We start from the raw sequence: 13,580 nt of genomic DNA on the forward strand, positions 1-13,580 counted from the left end.
CGCCTACTTTTCCTTCTGGCCCTTGGGGCCCTTCTTCGGCTTGAAATCGATACCGGATTCCTTACGCTGCTCCGCGGAGATCTCGCCAGGGGCATCGGTCAGCGGATCCACGCCGCCACCGGACTTCGGGAAAGCGATTACGTCGCGGATGGAATCGCAGCCGCCCAGCAGGGAGACGATGCGATCCCAACCGAAAGCGATGCCGCCGTGCGGCGGGGCGCCGAAAGCGAACGCATCCAGCAGGAAGCCGAACTTCTCGCGGGCCTCCTCCTCGGTGATTCCCATGACCTTGAACACGCGCTCCTGCACGCCTGGCTGGTGGATACGAATGGAACCGCCACCGATCTCATTGCCGTTACACACAATGTCGTAGGCGTAGGCCAGTGCCTCGCCCGGGTTCTCGTCGAAGTTATCCAGGTATTCCGGCTTCGGGGAGGTAAAAGCGTGGTGTACAGCGGTCCAGGCGGAGTGACCCAAAGCCACGTCGCCAGATGCCGTGGCGTCCACAGCTGGTTCGAACAGCGGGGCGTCTACAACCCAGGTGAAGGCCCAGTCGCCTTCCTTGATGAGGCCCAGCTTGTTAGCGATCTCGCCGCGGGCGGCACCCAGCAGGGCGCGGGACGGCTTGGTCTCGCCTGCGGCAAAGAAGATGCAGTCGCCCGGCTTGGCACCGACATGCTCCGCAATGCCCGCACGCTCTTCGTCGGTGATGTTCTTGGCCACCGGGCCGGACAGCTCGCCGTCCTCGCCCACCAGAATGTAGGCCAGGCCCTTCGCGCCGCGCTGCTTAGCCCACTCCTGCCAGGCATCCAGCTGGCGGCGGGGCTGGTCGGCTCCGCCATCCATGACCACGGCGCCGACGTACTCGTTTTGGAACACGCGGAAGGTGGTGTTCTTGAAGAAGTCAGTGCACTCGGTGATCTGGATGTCGAAGCGCAGATCCGGCTTGTCGGAGCCGTAGTACTTCATCGCATCGGCATAGGTCATGCGCGGGATCGGGGTGGAGATCTCGTAGCCGATCTCCTTCCAAATGGCCACCAGGATCTCCTCTGCCAGGGAAATCACGTCTTCCTGGTCCACGAAGGACATCTCGACGTCCAGCTGGGTGAATTCTGGCTGGCGGTCGGCGCGGAAGTCCTCGTCGCGGTAGCAGCGGGCGATCTGGTAGTAGCGCTCCATGCCAGCCACCATCAGCAGCTGCTTAAACAGCTGCGGGGACTGTGGCAGGGCGTAGAACGTCCCCGGGCGCAGGCGTGCGGGTACCAGGAAGTCGCGGGCGCCCTCCGGGGTGGAGCGGGTCAGCGTCGGGGTTTCGATCTCCGTGAAGTCGTGCTCGGCCAGAACCCCGCGGGCAGCCTGGTTCACCCGGGAGCGCAGGCGCAGCGCATCGCCCTGGGTCTTGCGGCGCAGATCCAGGTAGCGGTACTTCAGGCGGGTCTCCTCGCCTACCTCGCCAGAGGAAGATGGATCGTCAATCTGGAACGGCAGCGCCGCCGCCTCGTTCAGAACCTCCAGAGCGGACACGTTGACCTCGATGCCACCGGAAGCCAAGTTCGGGTTCTCCGAACCTTCCGGACGTGCCTCGACCACGCCGGTTACCTTCAGGCAGTACTCGCTGCGCAGGTCGTGCGCGCGCTCGGCCACCTCGGACTCACGGAAGACGACTTGTGCCACGCCGCTGCGGTCGCGCAGGTCGATGAAAATGACGCCACCGTGGTCACGTCGACGACCAACCCAGCCGGTCAGGGTCACTTCATCACCGATATTTTCTGGGCGCAGTTCGCCCGCCAGGTGTGTGCGCAGCACGTTCCTATAGTCCTTCCTCGATCTTTAGCCTTTTCGGCCTTACAGCTTACCTTGTCCGCAATGGGGTGTATACGTCGCCTGGCTATGGCACGATTCACTTGTGACTTTTAACAACAATCTGAACAATTACTCCGACCGTGGCAGCCGCGGCGGCACGGGCTCTGGCGGCGGCGGATTCGGCTTCGGCGGTGGCGGGGGTGGCAACCGTGGCGGAGGTGGCGGCCTGATTACCGCCCTACTCTTCAGCCGCATCGGCCGGCGCTTCGGCCTGCCCGGCATCATCATTGCCGCCATCGCGTTGTTCATCTTCAACGGTGGATTGGGAATGCTGGGCGGAAACAACGGCGCCGATCAGCGTGCGGGCGTCAATAGCAGTCAGGGCGGCGAGGGCTTCGAGCACTGCCAGACTGCCGAGGACGCCAACACCAACGACGATTGCCGCGTGTTGGCCACGGCGAAATCTGTCGACCAGTTCTGGAACTCGGCGCTGCCCGATGAGGCCGGGAAGAAGTACCGGGAACCGGGCTTGGTGCTCGCCGAAGGACAGACCAGCACCCGCTGCGGCTCTGCGAACCTCGCGAGCACCGGCCCGTTCTACTGCCCCGGCGACGAGACGGTCTACATGTCCGTCCCATTCTTCGACGAACTGAAGCAGATGGGCGGATCTAACGGTCCGTTCGCCCAGATGTACGTCACCGCTCACGAGTTCGGCCACCATGTACAACACCTGGAGGGCAACCTGGGGCTTAGCGACTACGACAACCCGGGTGAGGATTCGAACGCGGTGAAGATGGAGGTCCAGGCCGACTGCTACGCCGGCGTGTGGGCCCAGAACGCTGACAAGGGTGAGGACGCTCTGTTGGAGCCCCTCACCCAGGAACAGGTCGAGCAGGCTATTGCGACTGCTCGTTCTATTGGCGATGACGCCATCCAGTCCAGCTCCGGACAGGAAGTGGATCCCGACAAGTGGACCCACGGGTCTTCCGAAATGCGCGTGGACTGGTTTATGCGCGGCTACCAGGGCGGCACCATGAAGTCCTGCCACCAGGACTTCCAGCGCTAAGCTCCGCGCACGTAGCCCCGCGGCGCCCCCGCCTACAGCGCTCTTAACGCTGCGGCGGCAGGTAAGGGCGCAGCCAGTTCGGCACCGCGCTGGCCGGGATCAGGTGGTTCACCCAACCCCACAGGCCCGCACCAGCGGCACCCAGGCCGATGATTCCCAGGATGATCGTGGTGATAATGCCCGCCTTGGCGGAGCCGCTGAGCTCCGTCTTGGAACCACCCAGAGACCCGGTGGAACCAGTGGAACCCGAGGAGCCGCCCGGCTTGTCCGGGTTGGTCGAGTCGTCCGGGTCCGGCCCCGGCTGCGGATCTGCGCCCGGGGCGTTGAAGCCCACCTTGATCGGGTCGTGGTCCGAGGCACGGAACACGTTCGGCTCGTAGAAGTCCACCACGTTGTAGTTGCGGCGGGAGTACTCAAAAGCAACCGACTCGTCGGCGTTGATGTCCCAGACATCTGCGCCGGTGGCCATCTCGGTGGCCTTCTCGTTGGCCAGGACGTGGTCCAGGGAGCCCACTCGGCCACCGAATTGGTAGGAATGGCCGGCGTCGAACCTGGTCTCGAGGTTGGTGTAGCCGGCCTCCTCGATGATGCGGATGGCATCTTCCTTCGCGTAGGCATTGAAATCGCCCAGGATGAACTGGGGCTTGTCCTTGAAGTCCGCGTCCTCGCTCAGCCACTTAACGAGTTCGCGGGACATCTCCGCGCGCAGCTGGGCGTTGTTGCCCTGGCCGTCGCCCGTATCCGCGTCGCCACGAGCCACGCTGCCCTTGGACTTGTAGTGGTTCACAACGGCTACGAAAGCCTGCTCGTCCTTCGCACCCTTGTTCTTGAACTGCTGTGCCAGCGGCTGGCGGGCGATGCCATCGAAAGCCTCTGCGTCCAAAATCTTGGACTCCCCGACCGGCTCTACCTTCTCCGGCTGGTAGATGAACGCGGTGCGGATGACATCCTCGTTCTTCGCGACAGGCGCCGGGCTCTTCACGTACTCCCACTTGCCACCGGCCGCGTTGAGCTCGTCAACCAGGTGCTTCAGCGCCGCATCGCGGTCCTTGCCGAACTTGGCGGAGTTCTGGATCTCCTCCAGCCCCAGCACCGAAACATCCAGGGTGTTGATCGCCTTGACGATCTTGGCTTGCTGATCCTTGAACGCCTGCTCGGAGTAGGCACCGCGAACGGTGCACCTGTTAGCAGAGATCGGGTTACCCTCGCGATCCTTGTAGGCACCGCAGCCGGACTCATCTTGTCCCAGATCCGTGAAGTAGTTCAGAACGTTAAAGCTGGCGATGGAGTGGCTACCGCCGACCTCCTCGGGACCATTCTCCTCGGACGGGCGGGAATCCTCCCAGTGGATCGGCATATCGGCCTGTGCGGTATCGCCCGTGATTTGAGAAGTCGGCTGCAGAGACCACTTCTCAAAGCCGTAAGACAGCACCGTCGGCTGGGTGAAGCTCACCTGGTCGCCAGTGCGCAGGGACTTAATGCCCTCGGCGGTCTTCAAGTAAGTCTGTGGGGTGTTCTGGGCATCCTTGTTACGGAAGTAATTGAGGGTCGCTCCGTCGTCCAGGGTGACGATCTTCTTGGCATTGCCAGCCTCGTAAGCCTGCGCCTCTGCTCCCGGTGCCACCATTGAGGTCGCCTGGTACAGCGGCTCATTGCCTTCCACCAAGTCAACTGAACCGTACTGGTTCAGCTCGTAATTGTTGGTGACGGTGTAGGTAGCGGAAGGCTGGAACATCATGTGCTCGTTGGCCTCGCGGGTCTCCTCGTCCAAAGGAACGGGATCCTTGATCGGCTCCGGCTTCTCGCCGCAATCCTCCGAAGGGTTGGTGGACTCGGTGTACTGGGCAGATCCGATCTGGGTGGACTCGTAGTGCTCCCCCACCGTGCCGGTGACAACAACGCACTTGCTGAGGTCGGCCGGAGTGCCACCCTTGCCGGTGTACACAAACACCGCCTGGGATGCCTCGCCGGCCTTGCGCAGCTGTGCCGTGCCGCCCTCCTGGATCACGAAGCCATCCAGGCCGCCGGAGGGGTAACTTGCGGTGACCCATCCGGCAGTTTTGACCTGCTTATCCACCAGCGGGGACTGGTTCCCCGTCCCCTGAATGTCGGAGATCTTGTGCTCCTCAGCGTCCCCTGGCTGTTCCGGATTGGCAGGCTCCCCGGGATTCTCTGGCTGCTCTGGGTCTTCCGCGTCCGGATCCAGCGCGTCGCCACCGCTGTAACGCGGCTTGGGATCGCCGACGGTGAAGTCGGCACTGTTATCGTCCGTATCGTTGCCATCTTCACTACGGGCGGCTGCCTTGGCACTAGAAAGAGACACGGTGCCAGCGGTCTCGTTCACCTGTGCATTGCCATAACCTACGAGGTCGACCGCGGGGCTTCCAGCGGCCCACTTCTCGGAGGATTTAGACAATACGACGGTACCGGCCGAACCGCCCATGGCCAGGTCGCCACCGGTGGCGTCAGCAACAAAGTCTTGGGTACCGCCGTTACCCGCCGCGCCCTTGATCAGATAGAACGACTTCGGCTGGATGGTGCCCGACAGAGCGATCGGCTTACCGTTGTTCCCGCCCTTGGCGGAGAGGTACTGGACGGTCCAGCCATCGAGGCTGATCGGCTTATCGGTGGGGTTGAACAGCTCAACGTAATCGTTCTTCAACGTGGCGCCCTTGTTTCCGCCGCCGCCATAGACGGCGCTGATGACGACGTTATCGCCGGCCGGAGTGGCCAGGGCAGTCGGGACGGTGAGGACATTAGCGCCCAGGGCCAGCGCACTGAAGATGGCCACAGAAGTGATGGTCTTGAAACGAGCTTTCATGGATCTAGATCCTGCTTTCTGGTGAAGATAGCTCCCGCTGGTGAGGCGGGAGCTAGAGGTGATTGGGGTGCTGATTAAGTTGGCCTAGATGTGGAGCATGTCGCGCGCCCACTGCGGCAGCATGTCGCGGGCCCACTGCGGAACGATGTTGGCGGGGATGCCACCGTTCTTCTGCACCCAGGAAATGGCGGTGGCGCCACCGATGATGACGGCCAGAACGCCGATCACGGCAGCGATGACGCCGCCCTTGGAGGAACCGGACAGGGAGCCGTCCGTGCCCGGCTGTTCGTCACCTTCGCCCGGCTGTTCGTCACCTTCGCCCGGCTGTTCGACGCCGCACTCCTTGTTGCCTTCGACGGCAACCGGGAAGTTGAGCTCGCTGCCGGCGTCGGTGGTGATCTGCAGGAAGCCTGCCTCCTGCGGAACCGTCAGATTGACGGTTGCCTTGCCGGTCTCGTCGTGACCATCGGTGATGGTGTTATCCATCTTGCCGTTAGCTTCGGCACCCTCGATTGCGGTCTTGCCATCGCACTTCAAGAACTTGGCGGTCGCCGTGGTCGGCTTTTGCTCCTTGCCGGTGTAAGCCAGGGAGCTGAGGTTGACGGTGACGTCCTTCTTCGACGCCAGCACGCTACCGCGCAGGGCCTCATCGGAAACCTTTGCCTCATCCACGGCCGCGCCGGACAGCTGCACGCCGACGGAGGTCTGGTTCGGACGCACGGCAATGTCCTTATTGTCCTCTAGGTAGCGGTTGAACACGTCGATGTCCATCTGGCCCGCGTCCTGGAACTCGCCCTCGGCAAACGCATCGAAGCTATCACCACCGGTCAGAAGGAAGCTGGAGCCAGCCACGCGGTATTTCTTGTTCGGATCAAGAGGTTCACCATTGACGGAAACGTAGGTGATGCGCTTGCCCTGCTCGGCATCCGGGTCGTATGCGTACTGCACGTTCTCGGACAGGCCCAGGGCCAGCATCGGACGGTCTTGGCCCGGCTTCCACTGCTGCTCGAGGGCCTGCTTCAGCTGCTCACCGGTGATCTCCACTACACCCAGGGAGTTACCGAAGGGCTGAACCGCAAATGCCTCGGCGAAGGTCACGTCGCCGGAGGCCAAATCTTCGCGCACGCCGCCGGCGTTCATCACGCCCAAGTCGGCCTTCAGGTCAGTGAGCTGGTTCACGCCGTAGAGGGTGGCGTCCGCGATCATGGAGTTCAGGGAGGACTCGGTGCCACGGTTACCGCCGGATGCGCCGTCGGAGTTTGCGCCACGGTAGAAGTCGTTCTTCAGGGTGGTAACGACCTCCTCTCCCTCGATCTTCGCTGCGTCCTTCGCCGCGGACACGATGTTGGCCACCTCCTCATCCGGAGTGTCGCCACAAACGTCCATCATGTCCTTCGCGCTGCGGTTCTCGGCGGTGACGGACACGACCTTCTTGTCTGCCTTGTCGTAGACGATGTCGATGTCGGCCAAATCCATGCCGTAGTTGGACGGCTGCACCAGTACCGGGGAGCCGTCCAGTTTGCGCAGCACGTGAGTGTGGCCGGCGACGACCGCGTCCACCTTGTCGGAGAACTTGGAGTTGTCCATGCCCTCATGCACCAGGCCGATGACGACGTCTGCCTCGCCGGATTCCTTCAGGCGCTTAGCCTCCGCGTTGGTGGCCTCAACCGCATCATCGAAGCTCAGGCCCTCGATGCCAGCCGGGGAAACCAAGTTCGGGGTGTCCGCGGTGACGGTGCCGACGTAGCCGACCTTCACGCCGTCCATCTCAACGACCTCCGACGGCGCCATGTCGCTGCCCTTGACGTTGGCACCGAGGTACGGGAACTTTGCCAGCTTGTCGCCGTTCACGCCCACGCGATCCTTCAGGTCATCCCAGCCCTGGTCGAACTCGTGGTTGCCCACTGCGGAGGCCTCCAGTCCCATCGCGTTCAGCACGTCGAGGGTCGGCTTATCCTCCAGAATGGAAGACTCGAAGGGAGAACCACCGATGTTGTCACCTGCGGAAACGAAGCTGGTGTTCGGGTTAGCCTCGCGCTCCTTGTTGATATAGCAGGCCATGACGGCCGCGCCGGGCTTGCTGATCTCGCCCTTGCGGTCCTTGGCCTGGGAAAAGTGCCCGTGGAAGTCGGTGATGCCGAGGATATTCAGGCTCACCTGGTCGGCTTCGGCGGCATAGGCGGGAACGTTCAGGCCAGCAAGGGCCAGGGTCGGCGCCATGGCCATGGTTATGACGGCGCGGGAACTGCGGCGAGACAGCTTGAACACTTTGGGTTTCTCCTCGTTGAAAAGCTAAAAGGTTGAAAGCTTAAAGACGGAAAATTTCTAACTACAGCAAGTTGCACAGCGTAGACGTGTAACAACGTGGGAGAGCTAACCATCGAAAAGTGTTCTTGTCTCGACGAACTTTTTAGCCAAACGCTTTTCACCAGGCATTTAATGCTCGGTAAGATAAGTATTAATCTTTAATTCACCAAAAATACCCCCGCGTGGTGTTACGCAAGGGTAAGGATGTGGCGGATGTTACCTCCGCCTTGTTCTAAGCCGTTCTACTAAGCGCCTGTCGCCCTCTCTGCCGGCTTCTCCGTCTTCTCGGCCAGCAACTCCACGACTGCAGTCAGATCCACCTCGTGCTGTTCGTGTGCGCCGAGGTCCTTCACCGTCACCGTGCCCTCGGCCAGCTCCTTATCACCCAGCACCAGGGCATACAGTGCACCGGCACGGTCGGCGCCCTTCATGGCACCCTTCAACCCACGGTCGCCGTAGGACATATCGGCGGACACACCGCGCTCGCGCAGGTCGTCCACGATGCCCACCATGCGCCGCTTGGCCTCTTGCCCAAGTGCCACGCCGTAGACATCAACCCTTCTTCCTGTTGACGCCCTCTTCTCCTCCGCCTCAAGCGCCAGCAGCGCCCTATCGACACCCAGCCCGAAACCAATTCCGGAAAGATCCTGCCCGCCCAGCTGAGCCATCAGGCCGTCGTAGCGTCCACCGCCACCGATGCCGGACTGTGCGCCCAGGCCGTCGTGGACGAACTCAAAGCAGGTCTTGGTGTAGTAGTCTAGGCCGCGCACCATCCGCGGGTTGATGGTGTAGCCCACACCCAGGTCGTCCAGCAGCCCGGTCACGGTCTCGAAGTGCTCCCGGGAGGAATCGCTGAGGTGGTCCAGCATCAAGGGAGCCTCGGACAGCATCTCCTGCATCTCGGGGCGTTTATCATCCAAGACGCGCAGCGGGTTCAGCTGCGCACGGCGCTGCGTCTCCTCGTCCAGCGGCAGCTTGGCCAGGAAGTCCTGCAGCTTCTGCCGGTAGGCGGGGCGGTCGTCCCAGTCACCCAAGCTGGTCAGCTCCAGGCGGAAGCCGTTCAAGCCAATGGAGGTAAAGCAGCGGTGCGCCAGTGCAATGACCTCGGCGTCCAGAGCCGGATCGTCCACGCCGATGGCTTCCACGCCCACCTGCTGCAGCTGGCGGTAGCGGCCGGCCTGTGGCCGCTCGTAGCGGAAGAAGGGGCCGTTGTAGGCCAATTTGACGGGCAGCTGCCCTCGGTCCAGGTTGTGCTCAATCACGGCACGCATGACGCCCGCCGTACCCTCGGGCCGCAGGGTCACCGAACGGCCGCCCCTGTCGGCGAAGGTGTACATCTCCTTCGACACAACGTCGGTGGATTCGCCGACGCCACGGGCGAACAGAGAGGTCTCCTCGAAGATCGGCAGCTCGACATGCTCGTAGCCTGCTGCGTGCGCGGCGGAGGTGAACGCGTCCTTGACTGCCTTGAACTCCGCCGATGTCGGTGGCACGTAATCCGGCACGCCCTTCGGAGCACTCAGTGCCTTAAACTTCTCAGCCTTAGCCTTCTGGGGCTTCTGTTGCTTCTTCTCGCTCTCAGTCACAAAAGAACAGTCTACTAAACGGCTATTGCACTGCCGCCAGGAAGCTATTGGTGCGCTTTTCTTCCCCGATAGTCGTGTGCGGTCCATGTCCCGGCAGCACAATGTCCTCGTCGGCGAAGTCGGTGGTGAGCTTCTTGAGGCTCAGCATCATGTCCTCGGGCGAGCATCCCGGGAGGTCCGTGCGGCCCACTCCCCCGCGGAACAGCACATCGCCACCGAAGATCAACCCATTCACGCGGAACATTACATGCCCCGGCGAATGGCCCGGCATGTGGTGGATCTCGAACTCCGTGCCACCGATACTGATGGAATCCCCTAGGTGACGAATGTCCTCAATCGCGGGCATGTTTGCAACATCGAAAGGCTGCGCCAACGGGCTGGCCGCTTGATCCATTTCCAACATGAAGCGATCCAACTCGTGGACGTACACCGGCACCCCGAATGCTCCCGCGTCGCGGATGTGGTCTATGTGCCCGTGGGTCAGCACGACCTTCTCCACAAAAAACTTGTGCTCCTTGGCGAGCCTTTGGATGTTCTCGAAGGCACCCAATCCCGGGTCTATAACGACCGCCGGTGAGTTTTCCCCGTTAGTGGCGTCAGAACCATCAATCACCACATAGCAATTGGTTTCGAAAGGGCCGGCGGGAAAAGAAAGGATTTGCGTCGTATCCGGCAGGAGGGTTGCATCTGTGCTCATGCCATTAAACTCTAGCGAAAGTCGCAACGAGCCCGTGCCCCTTCACCCGAATCGGCCAGTATATGGGGCATAATGGATCACCGTATCTAGCACAAGAAAGGTCCTAGAAAAACGTGTCTGACAACAACTACCCGAACGCGGCCCAGCGCGATCAGGCGCTGTCGGAGCTAGAGAAAGCTCTGAAGTCCCGCGAGCGCAAGGCCAAGATCGCACCGCTGGGCGTGGTCGCAGCAACCCTCGCCGTGCTGGTGGTCATCGTCGGCGGAATCTGGTTCGCCGCCACCTACTCCTCTGACGAGGAGGAAGATCAGGTCGCCGAAAGCGAGCAGCAGCAGTCCGAAGAGCCGGACGTGAAGCCCGTGGCCCTGCCGGAAGGCCCGAAGGAGCCCTACGGTGACACGGTGAAGTGCGAGTACAAGAAGGATCCGGAAGGCGAGCTCAGCGACGCCGGACTGCCCAACGGCAAGGACGTGACCGCCAAGGGAACCGAGAAGGTCACCCTGACCATGAACGGCCAGAAGGTCGGCCTGGAGCTGGCCAACGACAAGTCCCCGTGCTCCACCAACTCCTTCAAGCACCTGGTAGAGAAGAAGTTCTACGACTCCACCAAGTGCCACCGTTCCGTGAAGTCTGACTCCATGACGATCCTGCAGTGCGGCGACCCCGAGGGCACCGGCGCCGGTGGCCCAGGCTACTCCTTCGCAGATGAGTTCCCGACCAACGGTGTGGACAAGGACAAGGCTGAAACGCCGGTCAACTACAAGCGAGGCACCCTGGCGATGGCCAACAGCGGCCCGGATACCAACGGCAGCCAGTTCTTCCTGGTCACGGGCGACACCACCCTGCCGCCGAGCTACAACGTATTCGGCACCATCGACGAGGCCGGCCTGAAGGCCCTGGACAAGCTGATGGAAAAGGCACCTGAGGGCGATGCCTCTCCGTCCGAGGACATCAACATCGAGTCCGCGGTGCTGGGTTAGTCTTCTAGGGTTAGTTTTCTGGGCTAGCCTCCTCGGCTAGCCGCCCGTCGTGACGCGATAGACGTCGTAGACACCCTCGACGTTTCGCAGCTGGTTCATCATGTAGCCCAGTTGCTTCGTGTCCGACACCTCGAAGGTGAAACGGATCGTCGCCACCCGGTCTCCCGCAGTGTGCGAGTTAGTGGCGATGATCGGCACCTTCTGATCCGAAACCACACGCGTGACCTCCGAGAGCAACCCATTTCGATCCAAACCCTCGATCTGGATCGTGACCATAAACACCGCATTGTGGAAGCTGCTGGCCCACGAGACCTCGATGATCCGCTGCGGCTCCTGGTGCAGCTTCTCAGCGTTGGTGCAGTCCGTGCGGTGTACGCTTACTCCCCCGCCCTTGGTGATGAACCCGAAGATCTTATCGCCAGGCACTGGGGTACAACACTTCGCGAGCTTCGCAGAGAAATCTGCCTCGCCTTGCACCAGAATGCCGGAGCCATCCCCACGGCCTTCCTGCGGAGTGTTCGCAATCTTCGAGGCCGCCGAACCCGACTGCAAAACGTCGTCGGTCTCGGATTCAGGCTCCGCCCCCTCCACCAGGCGATGGCAGACGTGCCCGGCCGTGACCTCTCCCCGACCAATGGCAGTGTAAAGCGCCTCGACATCCTGGTAGTTCATGTCGCTGGCCAGCAGGCGCAGGGATTCGTGGGTAAAGAGACGATGCACCGCCAGGCCACCCCGCTGTGCTTCCGCGGCCAGCAGATCGCGGCCCTTCTCCGCTGCTTCCTCGCGGCGCTCCTTCGCGAACCACTGCCGGATCTTCGCTTTCGCGCGCGGCGAGACGACGATATTCATCCAGTCCTTCGACGGACCGGAGTTTTGATCCTTAGAGGTAAAGACCTCCACCTTGTCGCCAGTATTCAACTTGGATTCCAGCGCCACCAGCTTGCCGTTGACCTTCGCGCCAATACAGCGGTGGCCGATCTCCGTGTGCACTGCGTAGGCGAAGTCAATCGGCGTGGAACCGTTCGGCAGGGTAATGGCATCACCCTTCGGCGTGAACACGAAGATCTGGTTCGTGGACAGGTCGTAGCGCAGCGAGTCCAGAAACTCGTTCGGGTCCGCAGCCTCCTTCTGCCAGTCCAGCAGCTGGCGCATCCACGCCATCTGGTCGACCTCTGCGGACTCGCTGTTGTTGTTGCCACGGGTTTCCTTGTACCGCCAGTGCGCGGCGATTCCGTACTCGGCGTTGTGGTGCATCTCGTGAGTACGGATCTGGACTTCCAGCGGCTTGGTGTCCCGGCCGATCACAGTAGTGTGCAGCGACTGGTACACGCCGAAGCGCGGGGAGGAAATATAGTCTTTAAACCGGCCCGGCATCGGCTGATAGAGGGTGTGGATGGCACCGACTGCCGCGTAGCAATCCTGCACGCTATCCACCAGGATGCGCACACCCACCAGGTCAAAGATCTCGTTAAAGTCGCGGCCGCGCACGATCATCTTCTGGTAGATCGACCAGTAGTGCTTCGGGCGGCCCTCCACGGTGGCGTGCAGCGAACTGCGCGACATGGCCAGCTCGATCTCCTGCTTCACCTTCGCCAGGTACTGGTCGCGCTTCGGGGCACGGTCGGCCACCAGGCGCACGATCTCGTCGTACTTCTTCGGATACAGGATGGCGAAAGCCAGATCCTCCAGTTCCCACTTCACAGTCGCCATTCCCAGGCGGTGGGCCAGCGGGGCGATCACCTCGAGCGTCTCGCGTGCCTTCTTCGCCTGCTTTTCCGGCGGCAGGAAGCGCATGGTGCGCATGTTGTGGAGTCGGTCAGAGACCTTGATCACCAGGACTCGCGGGTCCTCCGCCATGGCGACGATCATCTTGCGAATAGTCTCCGCCTCCGCCGCGGATCCCAGTACCACCTTGTCCAGCTTCGTCACGCCGTCTACCAGGCGGGCGACCTCGCTGCCGAAGTCGCGGGACAGCTCCTCCAGGGAGTAGTCCGTATCCTCCACCGTGTCGTGCAGCAGCGCTGCGACCACGGTGGTTGTGTCCATGCCGATCTCCGCGGCGATGGTCGCCACCGCCAGCGGGTGCGTGATATACGGTTCGCCGGACTTGCGCTTCACGCCCTCGTGCAGCTTCTCGGCGGTGGTGTAGGCGCGGTTCAGAAGGGCCAGGTCGGCGCGCGGGTGAAAGCGCCGGTGCACGGAAATGAGCGGCCCGAGTACGGGGTTGATCTTTGGCTTACCGGTGCCGGTGAGGCTTCGCGCAATGCGAGCCGCCATCCACAGCGAACCCTTTTCGTTGCTCATAGCCGCTTAAAGTCCT

General features: G+C 62.1%; 8 protein-coding genes. 2 read left to right on the forward strand and 6 right to left on the reverse strand.

Annotated elements, in window-relative coordinates:
• Positions 1-3: 3 nt before the first annotated feature.
• Positions 4-1,806 (reverse strand): aspartate--tRNA ligase, encoded by a 1,803-nt coding sequence (aspS, locus tag MHX63_RS00855; protein WP_239386792.1) that lies wholly within the window; start codon positions 1,804-1,806, stop codon positions 4-6.
• Positions 1,807-1,906: 100 nt separating this feature from the next.
• Between aspS and MHX63_RS00860 the strand changes: the two genes are divergently transcribed.
• Positions 1,907-2,869: a neutral zinc metallopeptidase gene (locus MHX63_RS00860; RefSeq protein ID WP_370643945.1), complete on the forward strand. Its 963-nt coding sequence runs from the start codon at positions 1,907-1,909 to the stop codon at positions 2,867-2,869.
• A 43-nt stretch (positions 2,870-2,912) separates the two neighbouring features.
• On the opposite strand, the gene MHX63_RS00865 is transcribed toward MHX63_RS00860, so the two are convergent.
• From MHX63_RS00865 to MHX63_RS00880, 4 genes are all read right to left on the reverse strand, one after another.
• On the reverse strand, positions 2,913-5,690 hold the full coding sequence (locus MHX63_RS00865) for an ExeM/NucH family extracellular endonuclease (protein ID WP_239386794.1): 2,778 nt from the start codon (positions 5,688-5,690) through the stop codon (positions 2,913-2,915).
• An 84-nt stretch (positions 5,691-5,774) separates the two neighbouring features.
• Positions 5,775-7,958 (reverse strand): bifunctional UDP-sugar hydrolase/5'-nucleotidase, encoded by a 2,184-nt coding sequence (locus MHX63_RS00870; protein ID WP_239386796.1) that lies wholly within the window; start codon positions 7,956-7,958, stop codon positions 5,775-5,777.
• A gap of 284 nt (positions 7,959-8,242) precedes the next feature.
• The gene (gene hisS, locus MHX63_RS00875) at positions 8,243-9,583 is read right to left on the reverse strand and encodes a histidine--tRNA ligase (RefSeq protein WP_239386798.1); all 1,341 of its coding nucleotides are present in this window, start codon (positions 9,581-9,583) and stop codon (positions 8,243-8,245) included.
• A 22-nt stretch (positions 9,584-9,605) separates the two neighbouring features.
• Positions 9,606-10,280: an MBL fold metallo-hydrolase gene (locus MHX63_RS00880; protein ID WP_239386799.1), complete on the reverse strand. Its 675-nt coding sequence runs from the start codon at positions 10,278-10,280 to the stop codon at positions 9,606-9,608.
• Positions 10,281-10,393: 113 nt separating this feature from the next.
• On the opposite strand from MHX63_RS00880, the gene MHX63_RS00885 reads away from it, so the two are divergent.
• Positions 10,394-11,260 (forward strand): peptidylprolyl isomerase, encoded by an 867-nt coding sequence (locus MHX63_RS00885; protein WP_239386800.1) that lies wholly within the window; start codon positions 10,394-10,396, stop codon positions 11,258-11,260.
• A 36-nt stretch (positions 11,261-11,296) separates the two neighbouring features.
• Here MHX63_RS00885 and MHX63_RS00890 read toward each other — a convergent pair whose 3' ends face one another.
• A complete protein-coding gene (locus tag MHX63_RS00890) occupies positions 11,297-13,564 on the reverse strand; it encodes a bifunctional (p)ppGpp synthetase/guanosine-3',5'-bis(diphosphate) 3'-pyrophosphohydrolase (protein ID WP_304504252.1) in 2,268 nt (755 codons plus the stop codon).
• Between the last annotated feature and the right edge of the window lie 16 nt (positions 13,565-13,580).

The sequence above is a fragment of the Corynebacterium sp. ACRQK genome (genome assembly GCF_022345965.1).
Taxonomy (GTDB): domain Bacteria; phylum Actinomycetota; class Actinomycetes; order Mycobacteriales; family Mycobacteriaceae; genus Corynebacterium.